The 24,021-nt window shown below is 65.6% G+C and carries 18 protein-coding genes; 5 read left to right on the top strand and 13 right to left on the bottom strand.

Annotated features, from left to right (window positions below):
- Positions 1–7 precede the first annotated feature (7 nt).
- The 4 genes from HHL14_RS02965 to HHL14_RS02950 form a co-directional block, all read right to left on the bottom strand.
- A complete protein-coding gene (locus tag HHL14_RS02965) occupies positions 8–874 on the bottom strand; it encodes an EI24 domain-containing protein (protein WP_169496064.1) in 867 nt (288 codons plus the stop codon).
- A 214-nt stretch (positions 875–1,088) separates the two neighbouring features.
- On the bottom strand, positions 1,089–2,087 hold the full coding sequence (locus tag HHL14_RS02960; protein ID WP_169496063.1) for a sterol desaturase family protein: 999 nt from the start codon (positions 2,085–2,087) through the stop codon (positions 1,089–1,091).
- 74 nt (positions 2,088–2,161) lie between these two features.
- Entirely contained in the window at positions 2,162–3,181 is a 1,020-nt protein-coding gene (locus tag HHL14_RS02955; RefSeq protein ID WP_169496062.1) for a YVTN family beta-propeller repeat protein, read from the bottom strand.
- A 364-nt stretch (positions 3,182–3,545) separates the two neighbouring features.
- On the bottom strand, positions 3,546–3,731 hold the full coding sequence (locus tag HHL14_RS02950; RefSeq protein WP_206002157.1) for a hypothetical protein: 186 nt from the start codon (positions 3,729–3,731) through the stop codon (positions 3,546–3,548).
- 268 nt (positions 3,732–3,999) lie between these two features.
- Here HHL14_RS02950 and HHL14_RS02945 point away from each other — a divergent pair, with 268 nt between their 5' ends.
- Positions 4,000–6,357, top strand: coding sequence for a YadA family autotransporter adhesin (locus tag HHL14_RS02945; protein WP_329601601.1), 2,358 nt, complete (start codon positions 4,000–4,002; stop codon positions 6,355–6,357).
- 83 nt (positions 6,358–6,440) lie between these two features.
- On the opposite strand, the gene hrpA is transcribed toward HHL14_RS02945, so the two are convergent.
- Positions 6,441–10,649 (bottom strand): ATP-dependent RNA helicase HrpA, encoded by a 4,209-nt coding sequence (gene hrpA / locus HHL14_RS02940; RefSeq protein ID WP_407945251.1) that lies wholly within the window; start codon positions 10,647–10,649, stop codon positions 6,441–6,443.
- 252 nt (positions 10,650–10,901) lie between these two features.
- On the opposite strand from hrpA, the gene HHL14_RS02935 reads away from it, so the two are divergent.
- The 4 genes from HHL14_RS02935 to proP all read left to right on the top strand — a co-directional run bounded on the left by HHL14_RS02935 (position 10,902) and on the right by proP (position 15,512).
- On the top strand, positions 10,902–11,474 hold the full coding sequence (locus HHL14_RS02935) for a hypothetical protein (protein ID WP_169496059.1): 573 nt from the start codon (positions 10,902–10,904) through the stop codon (positions 11,472–11,474).
- Between the two features lie 8 nt (positions 11,475–11,482).
- On the top strand, positions 11,483–12,871 hold the full coding sequence (gene argA, locus HHL14_RS02930) for an amino-acid N-acetyltransferase (protein ID WP_169496058.1): 1,389 nt from the start codon (positions 11,483–11,485) through the stop codon (positions 12,869–12,871).
- A 77-nt stretch (positions 12,872–12,948) separates the two neighbouring features.
- Positions 12,949–13,221: an oxidative damage protection protein gene (locus tag HHL14_RS02925; protein ID WP_169496057.1), complete on the top strand. Its 273-nt coding sequence runs from the start codon at positions 12,949–12,951 to the stop codon at positions 13,219–13,221.
- 827 nt (positions 13,222–14,048) lie between these two features.
- Positions 14,049–15,512 carry a glycine betaine/L-proline transporter ProP gene (proP, locus tag HHL14_RS02920; protein ID WP_169496056.1) on the top strand — a complete coding sequence of 488 codons (1,464 nt, stop codon included), beginning with the start codon at positions 14,049–14,051 and terminating at the stop codon, positions 15,510–15,512.
- Positions 15,513–15,755: 243 nt separating this feature from the next.
- Here the strand turns inward: proP and HHL14_RS02915 are convergent, their stop codons facing one another.
- From HHL14_RS02915 to HHL14_RS02880, 8 genes are all read right to left on the bottom strand, one after another.
- On the bottom strand, positions 15,756–16,244 hold the full coding sequence (locus HHL14_RS02915; RefSeq protein WP_169496055.1) for a metallophosphoesterase family protein: 489 nt from the start codon (positions 16,242–16,244) through the stop codon (positions 15,756–15,758).
- A gap of 33 nt (positions 16,245–16,277) precedes the next feature.
- Positions 16,278–17,093 carry a hypothetical protein gene (locus HHL14_RS02910; RefSeq protein ID WP_169496296.1) on the bottom strand — a complete coding sequence of 272 codons (816 nt, stop codon included), beginning with the start codon at positions 17,091–17,093 and terminating at the stop codon, positions 16,278–16,280.
- 5 nt (positions 17,094–17,098) lie between these two features.
- Positions 17,099–17,674 carry a TMEM175 family protein gene (locus HHL14_RS02905; protein ID WP_169496054.1) on the bottom strand — a complete coding sequence of 192 codons (576 nt, stop codon included), beginning with the start codon at positions 17,672–17,674 and terminating at the stop codon, positions 17,099–17,101.
- 116 nt (positions 17,675–17,790) lie between these two features.
- Entirely contained in the window at positions 17,791–18,165 is a 375-nt protein-coding gene (locus HHL14_RS02900; protein WP_169496295.1) for a cupin domain-containing protein, read from the bottom strand.
- Between the two features lie 71 nt (positions 18,166–18,236).
- The gene (locus tag HHL14_RS02895; protein ID WP_169496053.1) at positions 18,237–19,640 is read right to left on the bottom strand and encodes an FAD-containing oxidoreductase; all 1,404 of its coding nucleotides are present in this window, start codon (positions 19,638–19,640) and stop codon (positions 18,237–18,239) included.
- Positions 19,641–19,787: 147 nt separating this feature from the next.
- Positions 19,788–19,976 carry a hypothetical protein gene (locus tag HHL14_RS02890; RefSeq protein ID WP_169496052.1) on the bottom strand — a complete coding sequence of 63 codons (189 nt, stop codon included), beginning with the start codon at positions 19,974–19,976 and terminating at the stop codon, positions 19,788–19,790.
- 150 nt (positions 19,977–20,126) lie between these two features.
- Positions 20,127–22,442: a putative bifunctional diguanylate cyclase/phosphodiesterase gene (locus HHL14_RS02885; RefSeq protein WP_169496051.1), complete on the bottom strand. Its 2,316-nt coding sequence runs from the start codon at positions 22,440–22,442 to the stop codon at positions 20,127–20,129.
- Positions 22,443–22,718: 276 nt separating this feature from the next.
- Positions 22,719–23,669: an SH3 domain-containing protein gene (locus HHL14_RS02880; RefSeq protein WP_169496050.1), complete on the bottom strand. Its 951-nt coding sequence runs from the start codon at positions 23,667–23,669 to the stop codon at positions 22,719–22,721.
- Between the last annotated feature and the right edge of the window lie 352 nt (positions 23,670–24,021).

Here is a 24,021-nt window from a genome sequence, read left to right as displayed (position 1 = left end):
CGCCTCTTTAGTTTGATCGATTGGGAATCGGCGCGACTTCATGCGCAATCTCATGCGCAACTTCACGCGCGCCGTCATGCCGCTCCGCCCGCATACGCTGCAGCGCGCGCAGACAGTAGTAGCCAAACCATAGCGCCGAGAACACGAGGATGAACGCATAAATCCAGATCGTCACGATCGTGATCACCGGGAACATCACAATCAGCCACACCGACGACGCCCACAGCAGCGTCGGCAGCGAACCCAGCAGCCCGCTCGCGATGCCGATCAGCAGCAGCGGCATCCGGTGGCGCCGCACGAGCTCGCGCCGTTCGTCGCGCGTCGCGTGCAATGCGAGCGCGTCGTAGCTCATCACACGATACGTGAGCCAGCCCCACAGTAGCGGCGGAATCAGCGCGAAAAACGGCGGCACGAGCCACAGCGGCAACGTGACGATCAGCAGCAGCAGACACATCAACGTGGTCCACAGCGCCTGAGCGAGACTACCGTACCACGTTCCGCCGCGTCGCATCTCGAGCGTCGGAAACTGGCGCGCCGCGAGAAAGCGGATCACGGACGGCATCGACAGCATCGCGATCAGCAGCAGCACCGTGACGACGATCAGCGGAATCGCCATCGCAACCACGATAAACGGCGCGATGACCGCATGGAGCGCCGAAAAACCGAGCCAGTCGAACAGCCGGTAGAGCGTGGCGGTAAATGACCAGTCGTCGAGCCACGTGCGGGTCGCACCGGTCAACGTTTGCCAGAAGAACCACAGCATCAGCCCCCAACCGACCGTCGCGACGATGAACGGTTTGAAAGTCAGCCAGAGCATGCGGGGGTGAAACGCGCTTGCAAACGCGCGTCCAAACGAGCGCAACAGATCATTCATGCGAGCCAGTGCCTGCGAACGAAACAACGAAACGATAGGGAAGAAAACGCGCCGCGCGCCGCCAGCATGCTGGGGCACTGGAGCATGCGCACGAACGTGCACAGGATAAACCACGGGGAGCGCCGCCGGGGAAATCGGACGGCGCCGTAAAGGGCGAACTCGGGGCGAACTCAGCGCAAACTCAGCGCAAACTCAGCGCAAACTCAGCACGAACTCAAACGGCGGCGGCATCGTTGCCGGGCGCGCGGCGCTTCGGCGCAAGACGCCGGGCGATGCGCACGAACGCCAGCCAATGCTGCGCCCAGAAGCCGTCGCCATAACGGCGGCCGTCGAGCTGGTCGCTGATGCCGGTCGGCTCCATCTCGCGGTTCCACGAGACGCTGCCGAACAGCATGTCCCACCACGGGAACAGCACGCCGAAGTTGCAGCCGTATTTGAGCCCTTCGTGACCATAGCCGATCGCGTGATGGCGACGATGGAAGGTCGGGCTGACGAGCAGCCTCTCGCCGAGCCAGCCGAAGTACAGGCGGATGTTCGCGTGCTGGACGCTCTGCGCGAGGTTGGTGATGGCGACCAGCACGACGAACTGCGACGGCGGCACGCCGATCACGAGCGCGATCACCGCGAAAAACGACGCCTGCAGCAGATCGTCGAGCAGATGGTTGCGATCGTCGGACCAGAGCGACATCTGGCGCTGGCTGTGATGCACCGCGTGCAGCTCCCACCACACGCCGACGCGGTGCTCCCAGCGGTGATACCAGTAGCCGGCGAAATCGAGCACGAGCAGATACATCACGAACGTGACGAGCGGCTGCGTCGTCACGCCGGGCCACAGGTTGTCGAGACTCAGATTTGCGATGCCGTGCAACCGCAGCCATCCCTGCACATTGTCGAAGAACGGCTGCAGCGCGAAGAAAAAGAACAGGTTCAGAATACCGAGCTTGGCGATCCACGTGTACAACACGTCGACACGCACCGCCTTACGGTTCTCCCACTGTTCGGCCGGGCGCAGCGCCTCGAGCGGGCGCAGCAGCGCGTACATCGCGAGCACTTCGAGTACACCGACGATCACCCAGTACAGGCTGTCGTAAGTGTCCTCGTCGTAGTCCATCAGGTTGAAACGGAACAGCAGCGGCTGCACCACGTCGACATACAGCCATGTCTGCACGGCTGAAACGAAGCTGTCGAGCGAAGAAAAAATCAGATGGAACATGGTGCTGGTCCGGTTACTTCGTCCGTCATATCTCGCGCGGCTACCCTGCTGCTAGCGGGCTTGCTCAGGCACCTTCAGGCACCGTTGGGCGCGGTGACCGGCGCGCGATTGAAGAAATAGATCCCGTGCGGCGAGCGGCCCACCGCGATGGTCTGGATCAGCTTGCGCGTATTCAGGTCGATGATGCCGACGTGCTTCGCGAAGCGGAACGTAACCCACAGATAGCGTTTATCCGCCGAAAGTTCCATGTCGTCCGGCCCCGGCATCAGGCCGGTGATGTCGCCGACGTTGGTGAGTGTGTCTTCGTCGATGATGCTGATGGTGCTCGCCACCCGGTTCGACACGGCCACATGCTTGCCGTCCGCCAGCGAGCGGAAGTTGTGCGCGCCCTTGCCGGTATGGATCGTCTTGACCACCTTCTGGTTGCGCCAGTCGACCACCGCGACGTAATCCTCGCCGGTCATGCCGACCAGCAGGTATTTCTCGCCCGGCGTCATCCACAGACCTGCCGGCACCTTGCCAACCTTCATCTTCCACTTCACGGTTTGCGTAGACAGGTCGATCGCGGCAAGCTCACCCGACACCTGCAGCGTGACGAATACCGTTTTGCTGTCGTTCGTGAACGCCATATGGCTCGGCATCACCGCGAGCGGCAGGCGCGAAGCCAGCGTCATCTGGTTCTTCTGGCCGTCGTAGTGGTAGATATCGAGGCGGTCGAGCCGCAGGCCCGTGGTGACGAGCCACTTGCGGTCCGGCGAAAAACCGATCTGGTAGGGATCTTCGATGTTCTCGACCCAGCGCTGCAACTGGCCGGTCTTCGGATCGACGAACATCAGATTGTTCGACACTGAATTGGCGACGATCAGCGAGGAATTGTCCGGCGTGGCCATCAGGTGATGCGGTTCCTTGCCGGTCGGCACGGTGCCGATGACCTGGCGACTGTTCTCGTCGATCAGGCTCAGCGTGGCTTCGCCGGAATTGAGCACGATCACGTTATTGGCGTAAGCCGCCGGAGAAAAAAAGCCTGCGGCGGCGACCAGCGCCGCACTTGCGGCCAACGTGGCAGTCAAGCCGCGAAGAAAAAATTTACGCATGAAAACTCGCTTCGGAGAACAACTGTCATTGTAGAACGTTTGCCGGGCCGAGCGGTTGACGTGAATCGGGGCCAAACGCCGGGAAAATGAACGAGGCGACAACGGGTAACCGCGCGGGCTGCCGACATGCGCAGAGATACGGCGGCGGATTTCCCGTCGCCTCGTTTTTTGCTGCCTGCGTGGCGCGCTTTTGTGTACGAATGTGTGTGTACGAATTTGTGCGCGAATACATAGGCCCCTCTCCCGATTTCAACCATGAACAGCTTGACTCATAAAATCGCGCAAATCGTTATGCGGAGCAATCGGATCACTCCGAATTCCTCATCCACAAATAAAACCTTAATCAATATATTTTTTAGCCCGATTAAATTTCGGAGTTCGCTGATTTTTTAATTGCACCGCGAAGCCGGAAAATCATCTTCAGCACCCCGGCACTCACCCCGCCGCTTAACCCATGTCCCACATGCGCACCGCAAGCGTAGGGGCTGGTGCGATCGTAAAAAGGCAAAGCCTCCAAATGAGCAGCACCTTTTTCATCCTGCATTTTCATTTTCTCAACGTTTCTCAACACAGGCGTATCGAACCGCTCAATACACGCAAATGCACGCGCATTTTCTCGTCCACCCACCTTTTAAAAAATAACTGGAGGTATTTAATTGATCAGCCACGCCACTTCAATCATTCGCCGTGCAGCGTCTCAAACAGAAACCCACGCACTACGAACAGCCAACTGCATCAGAAACCACGCGTCGGCGCACCGGAAAACCATCGCGCGGGCGGCACGAATTACAGCGGGCGCCGCCGTCACGGCAACGGCGGTGTACGTCGCGCCCGTTGCTGCAGCTGGCGCCGATTCCATTGAGTCGGGTACGGCGGCCAGTGCGGCGGGTGATCTCGCGGTCGCAGTAGGCGCACAAGCCACCGCAAGCAGCGACTTTTCGCTGGCGGTCGGCTCGCAGGCCAACGCACAAGGCGAAGGAGCAACCGCGCTGGGGCCCAGCGCCAATGCGCAAGGCCAAGGTACCGTTGCCGCTGGCCTGAACGCCTCCGCGCAAGGCGACGGCGCAAGCGCCGTCGGCCTCGGTGCCAGCGCGCAGGCGGACCGCGCAACCGCAGTCGGTCTGAACGCGACAGCAAACGGCGTCGATTCCGTCGCGACCGGCTCGGGATCGATAGCGGGAAATTCCGCCGCGGCAGCGTTCGGTTCGCTCGCTACCGCAACCAGCATCGGGGCGACCGCGCTCGGCTACAACGCGCAGGCCGTCGGCGACGGTTCGCTCGCGGGCGGAGCCCTCGCAACGGCGACGGGGGAAGCGGGCGTCGCGCTCGGCCGCCAGGCTGTCGTCAGCGGGATCGGCGGGATCGCACTCGGCCCGCTCGCGCAGGCGAGCGGAGCGTATGCCGGCGCGATCGGCGCCAGCTCGCTGGCCGCAGGCGCTAATGCGCTTGCGCTGGGCTACGCGGCCACCGCGAGCGCCGACAACAGCGTCGCGCTCGGCGCGAATTCGAGCACCAGCGCAGACCTGTCGCTGACGGCCTTTGCACCGGCGGGAGCCGGCGCCACGTCAATCGCCGCACCCACTGCAACAGGAGAAGTCTCGCTCGGCGCCGCGAACGGCGAACGACGTCTGACCAACGTGGCCGCGGGCGCAGCCCCTACCGACGCGGTCAACATCAGCCAGCTGAGTGCCGTCGACGGTAAGGTCGATGCGCTCGCGCAAAGCAGTCCGCAACACTACTTCAAGGCAGACGGCCCGGCCGACGGTTCCGACGACGCGCTCGCCGATGGCACGGGCGCGCTCGCGGCGGGCAGCAACGCAAACGCAACGGGTACCGACGCCGCAGCCTTCGGCGCAAACGCGAGCGCGAACGGCGCCAGCGCGATCGCAATCGGTGCGGGTGCCACAGCCAGCACGGCAGGCGCGACTTCAATGGGCACGTCCGCATCAGCGTATGGCTCGGGTGCAACGGCGCTCGGCGCATATGCGGAAGCGATCGGTGACGGCGCCATTGCGCTCGGTTCCGGCGCCAATTCAACGGCCACCAACGCACTTTCGCTCGGCTATCGCGCGAACGCGTGGGCCGCGAATTCCGTCGCGCTCGGTCAGGGCTCGATTGCCGATCGCGCGGAGACGGTCTCTGTCGGATCCGTCGGTAGCGAGCGCCAGATCACCAACGTTGCAGCCGGCACGGCCGACACCGACGCGGTCAACGTCGCCCAGCTGAACGCCATAAGCGCTCAGAACGAGACGACGGCGGCAAAACTCGAAGGCGCCGTGATGTACGACACCAACGCCGACGGCAGCATCAACCTGAACAGCGTGACGCTTGGCGGTACTACAGCGGCCGACGCCACGGTCATCCACAACGTCGCGGATGGCGTGCTGGCATCGGACGCGGTCAATCTCGGGCAATTGAATGCGGCGCTGGAGAGCGCGATCAACAACGCCGCCGTCAGTCCAACCAATCCCTTCTTCAGCGCGGACGGCGATAGCGCAACAGAAGGCGCGGTCGCGTCGGGTACTCATGCGATCGCGACAGGTGCGAACGCGCTGGCGAGCGGGACGAACGCCGTCGCCGAGGGGGCAAATGCGCAAGCGGCCGGCGCGAACGCGATTGCGGCAGGAGCCAATGCACGAGCCAGCGGGACCTATGCCGCGGCCATCGGCGCAAATGCCGTCGCCAGCGGCAATAACGCCGTCGCGCTCGGCGCAACGGCGAGTGCGAGCGCCAGCAACTCGGTGGCATTGGGTCAGGGCTCGGTTGCGGATCGCGCAAATACGGTGTCGGTCGGCGCGCCGGGGCAGGAACGCCAGATCACCAACGTTGCAGCCGGCGTCCAGGGCACCGACGCAGTCAACGTCAATCAACTGCAGCAAAGCATGAGCGGCGCAATGGGTCAGGCGAACCGCTACACAGACGACCAGATCCGCTCGGCGCGCAAGGATAGTTACGGTGGCACCGCTTCCGCGCTGGCGATGGCCGGCCTGCCGCAAGCGGTGCTGCCCGGGCGCGGCATGCTCGCCCTGGCCGGAGGTACCTATGGCGGCCAGTCGGCGCTGGCGATTGGCGTATCGCAGCTATCGGGCACCGGCAAGTGGATCTACAAGGTTCAGGGCAGCACCGACTCGCGCGGTCAGTTCGGCGCCGCGATTGCCGCGGGGATGCATTGGTGAGCGCAGCTCGCGCAACCGCATCCGGCGAGAACCGGTCGCGACACGACTCAGGCAGCGCCCCGCGCGCGCTGCCCTTACCGCTCTTACCGTTGCATCGACTCCCACACCTTGTGCAAGCGCTTCACCGAAACCGGCATCGGTGTGCGCAGTTCCTGCGCGAACAGCGAGATGCGCAACTCTTCGAGCAACCAGCGGAACTCCGCGAGGCGCGGATCGACCACGCCGCCGCGTTGCGACACCGCGCGTTGATAGTGCTGGTACAGCGGCTGAAACTCGGCGAATTGCCGCGCGTCGCGTGCGGGGTCGGCCCGCAGCTTGTCGATACGCAGCGCCATCCCTTTCAGGTAACGCGGAAAATGCGCGAGCTGCACGTATGGCGTGTCGACAACGAAGCGCTTGCCAATCAGTGCATCGAGCTGATTCTGCAGATCGGCGTGAGCGGCCGCGAACGACTTTGCCTGTATCAGCTTTTTCGTCAGCGTCGCGTATTCGGCGAGAATCTGGCCGACCAGGCGGGAAATTTCCTGAGCAAGCAACGTGAGGCGGCTGCGCCCTTCGTCGCGTCGCGTGTGGAAACTCGCGTCGTCGTCCGGCAACGGATCCTGCAAACAGGCACGATCCAGCGCCGTGTCGATCAACTGGTCGCGCAGTTCCTCCTGGGTGCCGCGCGGCATGAACTGCATCGCCATTTCGCGCAGACCCGGCAGGTTCTTTTCCAGATATTTGATCGGCTCCTTCAACTGCAGCGCGAACAGCCGGCGCAAACCCGCGCGATGAATCCGCGTGGCTTCTTCCGGCGAGTCGAATACCTCGACGTCGCAATGCGAGCCGCGATCCACCAGCGCCGGATAGCCGAACAGCGTCTGACCGCCACGGCGGATTTCGAGCAGCTCGGGCAGCTTGCCGAAATTCCAGGTGGTCAGCTTTTCATACAGCGCGGTGCCTGGTGCCCCCTCCTGCAGTGCGGTCTGCGGAACGGCCGCGCCCTTGCCGCGCGGTACCCCACCCGCCTCCGGGTCCGCGGGCTGTACAGGCGTCGCGACACCGCCGCCGCCCGCATCGGCCAACGCCGCGCCGGCCGCGCTCGACACCAGCTTCTGGAAGTGCTGCTGCGCCTGGCCGCCGAGTTCGGTACGCAATTGCGCCAGATTGCGGCCCATCGCAAGCTGCCGGCCATGCTCGTCGATGACCTTGAAGTTCATGAACAGATGCGCGGGCAGCGTCTCGAGCTTGAAGTCGGACTGCTTCATCGCGATCTGCGTCTGCTCGCGCACATCCGCGATCAGCGCTTCCAGCAAGCCGCCGGCGCCGAAGCGCGGCATCCCGTGCCGTTCGGCGAAACCCGCCGCGTACTCGGGCAGCGGCACGCAGTGTCGGCGCAGCTTCTGCGGCAGCGACTTCAGCAACAGTTGCGCCTTCTCCTTCAGCATGCCGGGCACGAGCCATTCGCAACGGCGCGCGTCCACCTGATTCAGCGCATAAAGCGGCACCGCGAGCGTCACGCCATCGCGCGGCGTGCCCGGCTCGAAATGATAGGTGAGCGCCATTTCGATGCCCGCCATCGTCAGCCGCTTCGGGAACAGATCGGTCGTGACGCCGGCCGCTTCGTGCCGCATCAGATCGTCGCGCGACAGATACAACAGCCGCAGTTTGTCCTCCGGCCGTCCGCTCTTTTTCACCTCGTCGCGATACCAGCGTTCGAACGACGCGCCGGTGTAGATGCCCTCCGGCAGCGCCTGATCGTAGAACGCGAAAATCAGCTCATCGTCGACCAGCACGTCCTGGCGGCGCGACTTGTGCTCGAGCTGCTCGATGTCGGCAAGCAGCTTGCGGTTGTGCGCGAAGAACGCGAGCTTCGTATCGAACTCGCCCTCAACGAGCGCGCCGCGAATGAACAGCTCGCGCGCCCGCGCCGGGTCCTGCTTGCCGAATGCGACGCGCCGCCGGTGGTAAATCGGCAAGCCGTACAGCATCGCGCGTTCGAACGCGGACACCTGCGCCGCGCGCTTTTCCCAATGCGGCTCGGACAGCGACTTCTTCAGCAGATGCGCGCCGACCTTCTCAACCCACTCCGGCTCGATCTTCGCGATACAGCGCGCGTACAGACGGCTCGTCTCCACGAGTTCGGCGGCCATCACCCACTTGCCCGCTTTTTTCACGAGCGCGGAGCCCGGCCACAGATAGAACTTGATACTGCGCGCGCCCAGGTAGTACGGCTCGTCGTCGGCCTTCAGGCCGATGTTGCCGAGCAAGCCGGTCAGCAGCGCGAGATGGATCTGCTCGAACGTCGCTTCCGCCTCGTTCAGACGCCAGCCGTGCTCGCGCACCACCGTCAGCAGTTGCGAATGAACGTCGCGCCACTCGCGCAGCCGCAGTTGCGACAGGAAATTTTTGCGACATTCGTCCTGCAGCTGGCGGTTCGATTTCTTGTGCGCGATCGCCTCCTCGAACCAGTTCCAGATTTTCAGCCATTGCAGGAATTCGGAACGTTCGTCGGCAAAGCGGCGATGCGCCTGATCGGCCTGCTCCTGTGCTTCGATCGGGCGGTCGCGCGGGTCCTGCACCGACAGCGCGCTCGCAATGATCAACACCTCCTTGAGCGCCTGCTGATCGCGCGCGGCCAGAATCATGCGGCCGACGCGCGGATCGAGCGGCAGACGCGCCAGTTCGCGGCCGAGCGGCGTGAGGTGGTTGTCGTCGTCGACGGCGCCGAGTTCGTTGAGCAACTGGTAGCCGTCGGAAATCGCGCGCCCCGGCGGCGGCTCGATGAACGGGAACGTTTCGATCGCCGTCAGGTGCAGCGACTTCATCCGCAGAATGACCGACGCGAGCGACGACCGCAGGATTTCCGGATCGGTGAAGCGCGTGCGGCCCTGGAAGTCGCTCTCTTCATACAGACGAATACAGACGCCATCGGCGACACGGCCGCAACGTCCCGCGCGCTGGTTCGCGGCGGCCTGCGAAATCGACTCGACCTGCAACTGCTCGACCTTGTTGCGGTACGAGTAGCGCTTCACACGCGCGAGCCCGGTGTCGACGACATAACGAATGCCCGGCACCGTCAGCGAGGTTTCGGCAACGTTGGTCGCGAGCACGATGCGGCGCGCGTTCGACGTGCGGAACACGCGCTCCTGCTCGGCGGCCGAAAGACGCGCGAACAGCGGCAGAATTTCCGTGTGCGGCGGATGATGCTTGCGCAGCGCCTCGGCGGCGTCACGAATCTCGCGCTCGCCGGGCAGAAACACCAGCACGTCGCCGGGGCCTTCGCGACACAACTCGTCGACCGCGTCGACGATCGCTTCCATCAGATCGCGATCGGTCTCGCGCTGGGTCTTCGGCCGCTCGCGCCCGGCAGCCGAAGCGCTGCCCGACGTACCCTGCGCGGCCTTCACCGCCGGACTGTCTTCAACGACCGGCCGATAACGCACCTCCACCGGATACAACCGCCCGCTCACTTCGATCACCGGGGCGGGTTTGTCGTCGCTGCCGAAGTGGCGCGCGAATCGGTCGGCGTCGATCGTCGCCGACGTCACGATCAGTTTCAGATCGGGGCGCTTCGCGAGGATTTCCTTCAGGTAGCCAAGCAGGAAGTCGATGTTCAGACTGCGCTCGTGCGCCTCATCGATGATCAGCGTGTCGTACGCCTTCAGCAGCGGATCGGTCTGCGTTTCGGCCAGCAGGATACCGTCGGTCATCAGCTTGACCGAGGCGCCTGGCGCGAGGTTGTCGTTGAAGCGCACCTTGTAGCCGACCACTTCGCCGAACGGTGTGCCGAGTTCTTCGGCGATGCGGCGCCCGGTCGCCGACGCGGCGATCCGGCGCGGCTGCGTGTGGCCGATCAGGCCCGTACCGCCAGCGCCAAGGCCGCGGCCGAGCGAAAGACAGATCTTCGGCAACTGGGTGGTCTTGCCCGAGCCGGTTTCGCCACACACGATCACGACCTGATTCGCCGCGATCGCCCGCGCGATCTCCTCGCGGCGGCCGGAAACTGGCAGCGCTTCGGGGAACGTAATCGGCGGAATCGGATTGGGGGTGATCACGCGTGGGACACGCGGCTCGCGCTGGGCGTTCGGTTTGCGAGATTCAGTGGCCGAGCGCGGTTCGTATTGAGCACGTGGTTCACGCGCTTCCCGCGGCTCGTTCGGCTTGCGAGAGTCAGCGGCTGCGCGCGGTTCGTGTTGCGCACGTGGCTCGCGCGTGTCACCCGCCTCGCGCGGGGCGGTCGGCTTGCGGGATTCAGCGGTTGCGCGTGGTTGGTGTGGAGCGCGTGGCTCCCGCTCCTCGCGCGGCACGTTCGGCTTGCGCGTTTCAGCGGCTGCACGCGGTCCGTGTTGAGCGCGTGGCTCGCGTGCGTCCCCCGCCTCACGCGGGGCGTTCGGTTTGCGAGATTCAGCGGTTACACGTGGTTCGTGTTGAGCGCGTGGCTCCCGCTCCTCGCGTGGCAAGTTCGGCTTGCGAGCTTCAGCAACTGCGCGCGGCGCATCCGGTTTGCGGGACTCGGTGGCTCCGCGCGGCTCCCGCACTTCGTGCGTTTTGCGTGGCTCATGTATCGGTTCACGCATCGGTTCACGCATCTCACGCCGCCGCTGATCGCCCTCATCCCGGCGCTCGTGACGCTGCCCGCCGCGCTCATTCACAGCCGCAGCGGGAGACTTTTGCGCAGGCACTTCCGACGCATGCCGCGCCTGCCCACCTTGCGCTCGCCCGCCGTTGTGCTCAACTCCACGGCCGCCATCGCGCCGCGTCTTCTCCGCCGGGGCTTGAGCCTGGGCCGCCGCCGCAGCAGCAACAGCATCAGCCGCAACCGCAGCCGGCACAACCTTCGCAACATCCGCCGCCTTCCCAGCCTGCCCGCCGACATCGGCGTACTTCGCCGCGCCGCCCGTCAGCGGTCGATCGGCGCCGCGCGCAAGCACGAGGTTGTTTTTCAGGTCGGACAACTGCGAGGACAGCGACGCGGCAGACCGCTCGCGCGCTGCGCGCGGCGGGTTGGACTCGGTGCCCTGCGCCGGGTTGCGGGGCGCGGTGCCGGGGTTCGTCTGATCGGCGGCCGGCGCCGGTTTCTCGTTCGCCCCAGCGGGACTTTTGGGTACATTCGACATGGGGGCGCATTATAATCCCCGGCATGAATTCCCAAACCGACCTCGTCCCCGCGCCCGCGAGCGTTCCGGCCCCCGCCGACTCGCCGGAAACCCTCGCCCAGCACGCGCAATTCGTCGACTGGATGCGTTCCGTCGCACCGTATATCCACGCGTTCCGCAACAAGACGTTCGTCGTCGGTTTCGGCGGCGAAGTGGTGCACCAGGGGCTACTGAATGCGCTCGTGTCGGACATCGCGCTGCTGCAGGCCATGGGTATCCAGATCGTGCTGGTGCATGGTTCGCGCCCGCAGGTCGAGGAGCAGATGAGCCTGCACGGCGTCGAGTCGGAGTTTTCGCACGGCATGCGCATTACCGACGCCCGCGCGCTCGAATCCGCGAAGGAAGCCGCCGGCGAAGTGCGTCTGGACATCGAGGCCGCGATCAGCCAGGGTCTGCCGAACACGCCGATGGCGCACGCGCACATCAGCGTCGTGTCCGGTAACTTCGTGACCGCGCGCCCGGTCGGCATTCTGGACGGCGTCGACTTCCAGCACACGGGCCTCGTGCGCAAGATCGACGCGGATTCGATTCGCCATTCGCTCGCGAGCCGCAAGCTGGTGCTGCTGTCGCCGCTGGGCTTCTCGCCGACCGGCGAAGCGTTCAATCTGTCGATGGAAGACGTGGCGTCGGCCGCCGCCATTGCGCTGCGCGCGGACAAGATCGTGTTCCTGACCGAAACGCCGGGCCTGATGGACACCGGCGACGAAGGCGTCGATCTGATCCGCGAACTGTCGCTCGACGACGCCTACAAGCTGCACGAAAGTGGCGAAGTCACCGGCGACGCCGCGTTCTATCTCAAGCATTCGATCCGCGCCTGCCGCGGCGGCGTGCCGCGCGCGCACATCATCCCGTATGCGCTCGACGGCAGCCTGCTGCTGGAGCTGTTCCTGCACGACGGCGTCGGCACGATGATCTCGTACGAGAATCTGGAAAGCCTGCGCGAAGCGACGCCGGACGACGTCGGCGGCATCCTCTCGCTGATCGAGCCGCTCGAGGCGGACGGTACGCTGGTGCGGCGCGACCGGCACCAGATCGAGCGCGACATCGACCATTTCTCGGTGATCGAGCACGACGGCGTGCTGTTCGGCTGCGCGGCGCTGTATCCGTATCCGCAGGAGCGCATCGGCGAGATGGCATGCCTGACGGTCGCGCCCGAAGCGCAAGGCACCGGCGACGGCGAGCGCCTGCTCAAGCGCATCGAGCAGCGCGCCCGCGCACGCGGCCTCACGCGCATTTTCGTGCTCACCACGCGCACCGAACACTGGTTCCTCAAGCGCGGCTTCGTCAAGGTCACGGTCGACGACCTGCCCGAAGACCGCCGCCGACTCTATAACTGGCAGCGCAAGTCGCTCGTGCTGATGAAACAGCTTTGAGCGCGCCACTGATCGGCCGCACCTCCGGTCTGATCAGGCGACTGTCCGCCCCACATCGATTAAAGGAGAAGCACAGCATGACTCGTATGGTTCAATGCGCAAAGCTCGGCAAGGAAGCCGAAGGCCTCGATTTCCCGCCGCTGCCGGGCGAACTCGGCAAGCGGATATACGAAAGCATTTCGAAGGAAGCCTGGCAAGACTGGTTGAAGCAGCAGACCATGCTGATCAACGAAAACCGCCTGAACATGGCCGATCCGCGCGCGCGCCAGTACCTGATGAAGCAGACCGAAAAGTTCTTCTTCGGCGAAGGCGCGGATACCGCATCGGGCTACGTGCCGCCGTCGGCCTGAGCTGCCTGACCGCTATAGGAGACAGTCGCCAGACTGTCTTCGTGAGTGAAGGCGAAGGCAGGGGCGCGCCGCAACATGAAGCGTCGTCCTGCCCGAACGCCCCAAAATCCGCGCCGCGAGCGCGGATTTTTTTCGTCCGGACAGTCGTTCGACCACCCTCCCATCCCCGCCTCGATCACCCCCGTCATTCGCGCTGAAAACCCACTTATCCAGGCCCGAAAACCGCTTCGGAAATGTTCTAAATGGTCCTTTCTCAAACATGTTCCGACCCCGCCGAATCCCCCGCCCCGCAGTGGATTGAGCGGTATCGGCGGGGACATCTCTAAAGTCGGGTTTGCGCGATCCTCGGTCATCGTGCTAACATGTGCGTCGTTTCAACAGCAATTCACCTTCATTCGCGTTCGCTTCAAGCTGACTAACCGGGCCCAATGCGCAGGCCTAATGCGCCCCGTAAGCCAACCTGAATCGAGCTGTTTTTAAACAAGAAGGCTCGTCGGTCGTTTCCCCGCGTTAGCGGCAAATTCAAGACCGGCCTTTTTCGTTTCAAGCCTTCCAGCGGCGCTGGGTCGAGCCTCCGGCCACCTCGCGTCCTTCATGCATCTGCCCCCCTTCCACGGCCACGCAGATGCAACAGTCAGCACAACCTAGACGAGTGTTCTTTCGCGACAAGGTCGCGAGGCACGGGCGTTGTTTTTTCCTTGCGCCCTCCGTTCCGCCACCAGGTCACCGGTGCCGTGGACGCCCTCGCCTTGCTCACGAAATTGCACTTCCCAGCAACCGTGGCGGAACGCATCACGAGTTTCGTCGCAGTCATTGGAGCTTTAACCTTGACCGCTTCCAGCAACGGCTTCTGGCGACACAACCAACAAGAACAACGCCTTTCCCTCGACGACATCACCGTCGTCGACCAATCCCTCCTGAAACGGGCCGTCGGCGCGATGGCGCTCGGCAACGCAATGGAGTGGTTCGATTTCGGCGTGTACAGCTATATCGCGGTCACGCTCGGCAAGGTGTTCTTCCCGTCGTCGAGCCCGTCGGCGCAGCTGATCGCGACCTTCGGCACGTTCGCCGCGGCGTTCCTGGTGCGGCCGATCGGCGGCATGGTGTTCGGCCCGCTCGGCGACCGCATCGGCCGTCAGCGCGTGCTGGCGATGACGATGATCATGATGGCGCTCGGCACCTTCGCGATCGGCCTGATCCCCGACTACGCGACGATCGGCATTCTCGCGCCGGTCCTGTTGCTGGTCGCGCGTCTGGTGCAAGGTTTCTCGACTGGCGGCGAATACGGCGGCGCGGCGACCTTCATCGCGGAATTCTCGACCGACAAGCGCCGTGGCTTCATGGGCAGCTTCCTCGAGTTCGGCACACTGATCGGCTACGTGCTCGGCGCGGGCACGGTCGCACTGCTGACCGCGCTGCTCTCGACCGACGCGCTGCTGTCATGGGGCTGGCGCGTGCCGTTCCTGATCGCCGGTCCGCTGGGGCTGATCGGTCTCTACATCCGCATGAAGCTCGAGGAAACGCCCGCGTTCAGGAAGCAGGCCGAGGAGCGTGAAGCGGAAGATCGCGCGGTGCCGAAGCAGTCGTTCAGTCAGTTGCTCGCGCAGCAATGGAAGCCGCTGCTGCTGTGCGTCGGCCTCGTGCTGATCTTCAACGTGACCGACTACATGGCGCTGTCGTACCTGCCGAGCTACCTGTCGGCGACGCTGCACTTCAACGAAACGCACGGCCTGTTCCTCGTGCTGATCGTGATGGTCCTCATGATGCCGATGACGCTCGCCGCCGGCCATCTGTCCGACACCATCGGCCGCAAGCCGGTGATGCTGTTCGGCTGCGTGGGCCTCTTTGTGCTGTCGATCCCGGCGCTGCTGCTGATCCGCATGGGCACGATGCTGCCGGTGTTCGGCGGTCTGATGATTCTCGGCGTGCTGCTGTCGTGCTTTACCGGCGTGATGCCGTCGGCGCTGCCGGCGCTGTTCCCGACCCGGATCCGCTACGGCGCGCTCGCGATCGGCTTCAATATCTCGGTGTCGCTGTTCGGTGGGACCACGCCGCTCGTGACCGCCTGGCTGGTCGACCGTACCGGCAATCTGATGATGCCCGCGTACTACCTGATGGGCGCATCGCTGATCGGTATCGTGTCGGTGCTCGCGCTGCGCGAAACCGCGCGCAAGCCGCTGCTCGGCTCGGCACCGTGTGTCGCGACACGCGCCGAGGCGCATGCTGTGCTGCGCGGCGAGCGCGAAGCCGAAGAGATGGACGAGCGCTACGCGGCAACGGCGCGCGCTTGAGGCGATAACGTCAAGCCGATCCGCGCCGAAGCGCTGGCGCTCGCCATCCGGCGGCAACCCGGCGCAAGCGATGCAGGTCGGCGCGCGACGCGCTCGTGCAGGCGACATCGCACGCCATCACGCGAATGCCGCGCGACTGTGCCGCACAGCGGCTCGCGTTGGCCTCTCCCTAGGCACCACGCCCCACTCACACGCTCCAACGCAAAACGGGCCGGCGAAATTTCGCCGGCCCGTTTTTTATTGTCACGCCAGCAACGCGTCGAAACTCGCACTGACCTGCGCACCTTCGATCACCAGCCGGCCCGCGCATATCGGCAACTTGAAACGCCGCGGCCCCGCGCTGCCCGGATTGACGAACAGCACGCCGTCGCGCTCATCGATCGACGGCTTGTGCGAATGGCCGCTCACCACCACGCGGATGCCTTCGTCGCGCGGCACGCAACCGAGCTCGGCGAGGTCGTGCACGACGAGGATCGTCACCTGCTGCACGGTCAGCCGCGCATGCGTCGGCAGCGACGCGGCCCAGTCGCCGGTATCGTTGTTGCCGCGCACGGCCGTGACCGGCGCGATCCGCGCGAGCGCGTCGAGCACGTCGGGCTTGCAGATATCGCCGGCGTGGATGATCGCGTCGCAGCCGTCGAGATAGCGCAGCGCCTCGGGACGCACGAGGTTGTGCGTATCGGAGATCAAGCCGATCCGAGCGATGGACGAAGACGAAGTGCGCACAGTCATGTAATCAGAAATCGGATTCGGCCAGCCGCGCTCTTACTCCACCCGCGACCCGGCCAGTTCGCGCGAGGCCACCCGCGCCTGTCGCTGCGCGTCGAGCATCCGCCGCGTCAGCCCCTGCACGACGACCGACACCGCCGCCGCGCATCCAAAGCTCATCGCCACGCCGTGTTGCGGCAGCAGCGCCGCCGTCACCGCGAAGAACGCCGCGAACGAGCCACGTCCGACCACCATCCCCCGCATCAGCAACGCGACGAAATCGGCCCCATGCGCGCGCTGCGCCGATACCGCGAGCACGCTGCCCAGCAACGGAAACACCGACAGCACGCCGCTCCACGCCGCGCCCAGCGATGCCGAGACCGCCGTCACCGCAAGCGTCAGCAGCGCGCCGGCAAGCATCCGCACGGCCAGATCGATACCGCCGACGCGCACCGCCGGCACCGGCCCCGTCACGCGCGGCAAGCCGTTCTGCGAGACCGCGACGGCCGCACCCGCCACCACGACAGCCGCCACCGCCGCCCAGCCGGGCCCGCCCGGCAGTCGCACCAGCAGCAGCGCCGCGCCGAACCAGCCGGCGCTGCCCGCCAGCAACGCCAGCGGCCAGTCCGTTCGCCGACAGGTCCACGCGTACGCGAGATTGAACGCTTCGGACGCGGCGATCGCCGCAATCGACGCCACCGAGGCCTGTGCCGCGAACGCCGGCCCGCGCTCGAGCGCGAGCAGCAGCACGATCGGTCCGGCGACGACCGGCAGCCCGGCGAGCCAGCCCGCCACCGACGGCCCCCACGCGCGCGCGGCGAACGTCAGCGCGGCCAGAAAGGCCGGCACCAGCACGAGCTTCAGCGCAAGCAGCACGCTCAGGCTTCCAGCAGGTGTTCGATACGCCGGTCCGGCACCAGCCACCACGCGGCGGTGAGCGCATACAGCGCGGCCGACGCCCACGGCATCACGAACGCGAGCGCGATCCCGATCAGATAGATGACGACGGAGACCTTGCCCTTGACGTCGCTGCCGATCGCTCGGGCGATCGTCGAGTCCCGGCCGTGCATAGCGATCAGCGCATGGATCAGGATGAAGTACGCGATGGCCGACATGAACAGCACGATGCCGTAGGTCGCGGTCGGCCACGCGGCCAGATGGGTCTCGCCGATCCAGTGCGTGACGGCCGGCAGCAGCGACAGCCAGAACAGCAGATGCAGGTTCGCCCACAGCACGCGGCCGTTGACCTTCTGCACCGCATGGAACATGTGATGGTGGTTGTTCCAGTAGATGCCGACGTAGATGAAGCTCAGCACGTACGCGCAGAACACCGGCACGACCGGGCGCAGCGCCGCGAGATCGTGGCCCTCGGGCACCTTCAGTTCGAGCACCATGATCGTGATGATGATGGCGATTACGCCATCGCTGAAGGCTTCGACGCGTCCCTTGCCCATGCGAGTCCCGGTGATGAATGCGGTGGGGCGCACAGCCCGCCCGCGTGCGGCGCACGGGCCGCGCCGCTGCCGATTATCGATGATCGCGCGACGCTTTGTCGATGCGCATGGCCCGCTCAGGCCGTCGTGTCGCGCGGGTAATACACGGCGAGCCACACGCTCGGCCCGGTGTCGCTGGTCCACGCGACGCGATGGCGGCAATGGGCGTCGATCAGCACGTGGTCGCCGGGTCCCATCCGCAGCGGCTCGGCCTCGCCCTCGAATTCGAGCAGCGCCGCGCCGCTCAGCAGCACCACCCATTCGGCGCGCGGGCTGTCGTACCAGAAGCCGGCCGGGCTCGCCTGCCCGGTCGAGACGATCCGCTCGATCGTCACGCCGCCCTGCTCGATCAGCGTGTCGAACTGCTCGTCGGTCGCCTGTGCCGTCTGCTGCCCGGCGACGGAGACGAACAGATTACCGCCGCGGCGGCCTTGTTTCGGCGAAGGTGACATGGTCGTATTGTCGGGCGCGCGTGTGTGGGACTGCATGCGCGACAGCCTGTGCAACTACCTGCGCGACTTCATCAGCGCTTGAGCGGCTGCAAGCCGTCGAGCAGCGTCGGCACCAGCTCGCTGATGGTCGGATGCACGTGCATCGCGTATTGCAAAGTCGGGTACGGCGCGCCGGCCGTCATGATGTCGATGAACGTATGGATCGCCTCGTCGCCTTCGATGCCGTGAATCGCCGCGCCGAGTATCTGTTTGCTGTGCGCGTCGGCGAGCACCTTCATGAAGCCGGCGGTTTCGCCGCGCTCGCGCGCGCGGCCCACGCGCGACATCGGCATCGTCGCGATCAGCGCGTCGCGGCCACTGTCGCGCACCTCCGTCTCCGACAGACCGACGCGCGCGAGCGGCGGATCGACGAACACCGCGTACGCCATGATCCGCGTGTCGACGCTGCGCGCGCCGCCGTCGAGCAGGTTCGCCGCGACGATCTGGTAATCGTCGTAGGAGGTATGCGTGAACGCGCCGCGACCGTTGACGTCGCCGATCGCCCACACGCCGCTCACGCTGGTGCGCAACTGGCCGTCGACGACGATCACCCCGTGCCGGTCGGTCTCGATGCCGGCGGCGTCGAGACCGAGGTCGTCGGTATTCGGCGCGCGGCCGGTTGCCAGCAGCAGGTGCGAGGCTTCCATCGCCGGAATGTTCTGCTCGAAGCCGATGCACACGTCGTTCGCGCGATGCGGATGCGGCTCGACGCGCGTCGGCTGCACGCCGAAATGAAACTCGACGCCGTCGCGCGCGAGCACCTTCTGCACCGACTCCGCGAAATCCGCATCCTCGCGATTGAGCACGCGCTCGCCGCGCACCAGCACGCTCACGCGGCAGCCGAAGCGGCGAAACACCTGCGCGAATTCGAGCGCGATATAGCTGCCGCCGACGATCGCCAGATGCTCCGGCAAGTCGGTCAGTTCGAGCAGCGACGAGTTGGTGTAATACGTAATCCGCTGCAGGCCGTCGAGCGGCGGCACGATCGCGCGTGTGCCGGTATTGATGAAGATTTCGTCGGCGCTGAGTTCCTGCAGCAACTGGCCGTCGCGCCCGGTAATCGCGAGCGTGTGCGCGCCGGTGAAGCGCGCGTGGCCATTGAATACGGTGAGGTTCGAGGTGCCGCGCAGCCATTTTTCGACGCCGCTGCGCGACTCGCCGATGATGCGGTCCTTGCGCGCCTTGACCGCCGCGAGATCGACACTAATCGAGCCGCCCACCTGCACGCCGAGTTCGGCCGCATGACGCGCGACATGCGCCGCGCGGGCGCTCGCCACATACGATTTGGTCGGCGTGCAGCCGACGTTCACGCAAGTCCCGCCGAAATCGCCGCGCTCGATCACCGCGGTTTGCCGGCCGCTGCGGGCGAGGCGTACCGCGAGCGGCGAGCCGCCCTGTCCGGTACCGATCACGACTGCGTCGAAGTGCTGTGGCATGGCAACTCTCCCGGACTGGGTGCAGGTCGTTGCATCTTACGCTTTGTGCCGTGGGCTGCCATGCGCGATTGCGTAGGCGCTTTCTTTCTGGTGTGCCTCGTCGATTGTCTACGGGGCCCCTACGTAGCGGCTACGTTCCGGGCAAGCTCACGCGTGGCAGTGAACCGCGCAGATCAACGCGCGCGAACGCTGCAGCGCCGCCTGCGCACCGCGCGTGGCGAACACCCAGCCGACCTGGCCGAGATTGAAATCCTGCGACACCATCACCTGCATGAGCGCAACCATCGGCAACACGACCGACGGCCGATAAAGCTGGTTCCTGATCAACTCCGACATGACGACTCCCATCGCGCGACGCCGCTTCGGCATCGCACACACTTGACCGTTTCGATGGGAGCAATTCTAGGGAGCGCGTCGCCGCCGATAAATAGCGGCGTCGCGAAGTCAGTTGTCCGGCAATCCGAACAATCGGCTAAAACAATCGGCTCAGGACGCCTTCGCCATGCCGATCGCCCGCGCGTCGTAGAGCCGGCGCGCATACGCGCTCGCGCCGACCGGCCGGCTGTACAGATAGCCCTGCTGCTTGTCGCAATCGATCGCGCGCAGAAACGCCGCCTGCTCGGCCGTCTCCACGCCCTCCGCGGTCACGTTCATGCCAAGCGAATGCGCCATCGCGACGACCGCCTGGGTGATCGCGATCGAATCGCGATGATCGGGCAGTCCGGCGACAAACGACCGGTCGATCTTCAGGTTATGTAGCGGAAAGCGCTTCAGATATGACAGCGACGAATAACCAGTGCCGAAGTCGTCGACGGAGATGCGCACGCCCATCGCGCTGAGCGCGCTCAGCATCGGCAGCACGGTGTCGCTGTCGCTCATCAGCAGACGCTCGGTGATCTCGAGTTCGAGCGCGGCCGGCTCGAGCCCCGACTGCACGAGACAGCGCTCGATGCGCTCGAGCAGCCCGTCGTTGAATTGCCGCGGCGACAGATTCACCGCGACGATCAGATGCGGCGCGAGCGTGCGCCGCCATTGCGCGACCTGCTCGCACGCGTGCGCGAGCACCCAGTCGCCGATCTCGCCGATCAGCCCCGCGTCCTCGGCAACCGGGATGAATTCGCCGGGTGACACGTTGCCGAGCTCGTTGTTGTACCAGCGCAGGAGCGCCTCCGCGCCGATCGTGAGGCCGCTCTGGCTGTCGACGATCGGCTGGTATACGAGGCTCAGCTCGTCGGCGGCGAGCGCGCGCCGCAGCGACTGCTCGATCGTGAAGCGACGCTGCAGATGCCGGTTCAGCTCGGCGGTGAAGAACTGGAAGTTGTTGCGGCCGCGCTGCTTCGCGTGATACATCGCCGAGTCGGCGTTGCGCATCAGCGTCGCGACGTCGAGACCGTCCTCGGGAAACAGGCTGATGCCGATCGACGCGCCCAGGTAGTACTCGTTGCCGGCCACCGCGAACGGCACCGCGATCATGTCGAGGATCCGGTGCGCGAGCCCGATCAGCTCGCCGGTGTTGCCGTACGCGCTGGCGAGAATCACGAATTCGTCGCCGCCGACGCGCGCGAGCGTATCGCCGCGCCCGACGCAGGCCGACAGCCGCTCGGCGACGCTGCACAGCAGCGTGTCGCCGGCTTCGTGGCCAGCGGTATCGTTGACCTTCTTGAAGCCGTCGAGATCGACGAACAGCACGGCGACGCTCGCGCATCCGCCGCTGCCGTCCCCCGCATCGCGCGACGCGAACAGATCGCGCATCCGCTCGGTCACATACGCGCGGTTGTAGAGGCCCGTCAGCGAATCGCGGGTGGCGAGAAACTTCAGCTGGCGCTGCGCCTCGCGCACCGGACCAATGTCGGAAAACGAAATCAGCACCGAGTCGGGCTCGCTCTCGCCGGGCCGCAGGATCGGCACAACGTTTTCGGTGATCCACACGATCTCGCCGCCGCTCAGCTCAATGCCCACCGTCACGCCGAGCAGCGACTTGCCGGTCGCGAAGACCCGCACGACCGGGCGGTCGCCGTAGTTGATCAGGCTGCCGTCCTCGCTGAACGCGCGGGAGATCAGCGTATCGATATGGCAGCCGACGATTTGCGGCCTCGCGCGCAGCATGCGTTGCGCACTCGGATTGCAGGCGAGCACGAGGCCGGTGCGCGACTGCACGACGATGCCTTCGCTCAGATGATCGACCACCAGCCGATGCCGCTCCTCGCTATGCGCGAGGCGCTGCGCCATCGTGTCCTGATGGACCGCGAGGCCGACGCTGCTGCCGATGTCGCGCAGCAGCGTTTCTTCCTCGGGCGTCGGACGACGCACGGTGCCGTAATAGACGGCGAACGCGCCGAGCACGAGGCCGACGTCGTTCTCGAACGGCACCGACCAGCACGCGCGCAGACCGTACGGCAACGCGAGATGGCGGAAGTTTTCCCACAGCGGATCGGTTTCGATGTCGTCGGCGATCACGAGACGCCGCTCGTGCATCGCGGTGCCGCACGAGCCGATACCCGGACCGATCTCGGCGCCGTCGACCGCGGCGCTCAACGCGGGCGGCAGCGACGGCGCGCCGCCGACGTGCATATGACGGCCGTCGGGATCGAGCAGCAGGATCGAACAGGACGCGCCGTCGCCGAGCAGCGCCTCGGCGCGGCGGCAGACTTCGTCGAGCAGTTCGGGCAACGGCGTGTTGCGGGTGATCAGCCGCAATACGCTGCGCTCGGACGCGAGCACCTCCTCGGCCCGCTCCGGCCGGTAGCGAGCGCCTTCCGGCGCGGCTGCCGTCGTGCCACTTGTTGTCGCTTCGCTCATCATGGATGCGCCCCCCCAACCCGACATCGGCAAGTTAGTGTACGCGGCGCACCGGGGTTTACGCGAATTCATCTCAAAAATCCATAGCGCACGACGTGCGAAGGGTAACGGGATGAAGCGGACAAGCGTCGGTCGACAGGAAACGGCGGTGATCGGCGACTCGCGGCAAGCGGGCCGCGCCTGCGGGCTGACGACGTTCAGGCACGGCTCAACGCCGGCTGGCGGGCTTGCTCCCTCTGCCCGCCAGTCTGCCATCTGCGCGTAGGCGCCGCTTCAGTTTCAGTTGTTGCCGCCGCCCGGAGGACGGGGTCCGCCGCCACCACCGCCGCCTTGGGGGCCGCCTTGCGGACGGTTGCCGCCGCCACCTTGCTGCGCACCACCGCCCGGTGGCCGACCACCGCCACCTTGCTGGGTGCCTCCGCCCGGGGGACGGCCACCGCCGCCTTGCTGGGCGCCTCCACCTGGTGGACGGCCACCGCCGCCTTGCTGCGCGCCTCCGCCCGGGGGACGGCCACCGCCGCCTTGTGCTCCGCCAGGAGGACGGCCGCCGTCGGCATTACCCGGAGGGCCGCCCGGTGGCCGTCCGCCCGGATTGCCCGGCTGCTGCGCGCCGGGAGGACGTCCACCGGCATTGCCAGGCGGTCGGCCGCCTTCGTTGCCGGGAGGCCGACCACCCACGTTGCCCGGAGGCCGTCCGCCGACGTTACCGGGAGGCGGTCCACCCGGCGGCCGTCCGCCGACATTGCCCGGCGGGCCGCCCACATTCCCCGGCAGCGGCCGCCAGTTCGGCGGATGCCCAGCGCCGGGTCGCGGCGGCGGAGGCGGCCGATGGTGCGACCAGCGCGATTGCTGGCCGTACCAGGGCTGGCCGCGATAATAGTTGCCCCAGTAATCGGAGATCGAAAACGCGAGGATCGGCAGACCGATCGCGGCGCCGTAGTTCATCAGCGGTACGTTGCCGCCTTGATACGGCGAACTGAGGCGCGACGCATACACCCAGCCGCGCAGATTCGGCGCGGCGATGTCGCACCACTGGTAGTTGCCGAGACAGCCCATCACTGTCACCGGGACGCCGCCCGGTAGTTGCGTGACGATCGGGTAGTCGGATGCGGGACCCGCGCGCACGTTGACCCGACTCGTCGTATAGGCCTGCGATTGCGCATTGGCCGCGGCGGGCAGCGCCATCAGTCCCGCCGCAAAATAAAAACCCAGCACGAGTTTTTGTTTCATTCCTGCTCCCGTTTTGAAAGCCGCTTTTGAGCTAGCCGGCGTCTGTGCTGCTTCGGTCCTGCTGATGTTGTTCGCATGCCGCTTATGTGCCCCTACTTCTTATATATAGACGCTGCGGCGGTTATATGACATGCGAACCAGGCGAAATGCGAACCGAACTACGGCTCCGCGGCCCTTCGCACGTGGCGTTCCATCACCGCCGTGCCCACCTGCCCGTTTTACGCACGACGCATGCCAACAAACGCTTCGCGCGGCAATATCTGGTAACGACCCAACCGAACTGCCACGTTGTTCGGGGGTCCGTACGACGCCCGACCGACCGATCATCGATGACATCCATCATCGACGTAAT

It is taken from the genome of Paraburkholderia antibiotica (assembly GCF_012927125.1).
In the GTDB taxonomy this organism is placed as follows: Bacteria; Pseudomonadota; Gammaproteobacteria; order Burkholderiales; family Burkholderiaceae; genus Paraburkholderia; species Paraburkholderia antibiotica.
Note: the sequence above shows the minus strand (reverse complement) of the source record. Positions and strands in the feature narration are given on the sequence as shown.

What these genes read in the sequence shown, in the direction of transcription:
- HHL14_RS02955 (WP_169496062.1), bottom strand. Translation starts at nt 3,181, where the DNA reads ATGCGTAAATTTTTTCTTCGCGGCTTGACTGCCACGTTGGCCGCAAGT.
- HHL14_RS02915 (WP_169496055.1), bottom strand. Translation starts at nt 16,244, where the DNA reads ATGACTGTGCGCACTTCGTCTTCGTCCATCGCTCGGATCGGCTTGATC.
- HHL14_RS02960 (WP_169496063.1), bottom strand. Translation starts at nt 2,087, where the DNA reads ATGTTCCATCTGATTTTTTCTTCGCTCGACAGCTTCGTTTCAGCCGTG.
- HHL14_RS02880 (WP_169496050.1), bottom strand. Translation starts at nt 23,669, where the DNA reads ATGAAACAAAAACTCGTGCTGGGTTTTTATTTTGCGGCGGGACTGATG.
- HHL14_RS02950 (WP_206002157.1), bottom strand. Translation starts at nt 3,731, where the DNA reads ATGAAAATGCAGGATGAAAAAGGTGCTGCTCATTTGGAGGCTTTGCCT.
- HHL14_RS02900 (WP_169496295.1), bottom strand. Translation starts at nt 18,165, where the DNA reads ATGTCACCTTCGCCGAAACAAGGCCGCCGCGGCGGTAATCTGTTCGTC.
- HHL14_RS02890 (WP_169496052.1), bottom strand. Translation starts at nt 19,976, where the DNA reads ATGTCGGAGTTGATCAGGAACCAGCTTTATCGGCCGTCGGTCGTGTTG.
- argA (WP_169496058.1), top strand. Translation starts at nt 11,483, where the DNA reads ATGAATTCCCAAACCGACCTCGTCCCCGCGCCCGCGAGCGTTCCGGCC.
- HHL14_RS02935 (WP_169496059.1), top strand. Translation starts at nt 10,902, where the DNA reads ATGTATCGGTTCACGCATCGGTTCACGCATCTCACGCCGCCGCTGATC.
- HHL14_RS02895 (WP_169496053.1), bottom strand. Translation starts at nt 19,640, where the DNA reads ATGCCACAGCACTTCGACGCAGTCGTGATCGGTACCGGACAGGGCGGC.
- HHL14_RS02885 (WP_169496051.1), bottom strand. Translation starts at nt 22,442, where the DNA reads ATGATGAGCGAAGCGACAACAAGTGGCACGACGGCAGCCGCGCCGGAA.
- HHL14_RS02965 (WP_169496064.1), bottom strand. Translation starts at nt 874, where the DNA reads ATGAATGATCTGTTGCGCTCGTTTGGACGCGCGTTTGCAAGCGCGTTT.
- HHL14_RS02925 (WP_169496057.1), top strand. Translation starts at nt 12,949, where the DNA reads ATGACTCGTATGGTTCAATGCGCAAAGCTCGGCAAGGAAGCCGAAGGC.
- HHL14_RS02905 (WP_169496054.1), bottom strand. Translation starts at nt 17,674, where the DNA reads ATGGGCAAGGGACGCGTCGAAGCCTTCAGCGATGGCGTAATCGCCATC.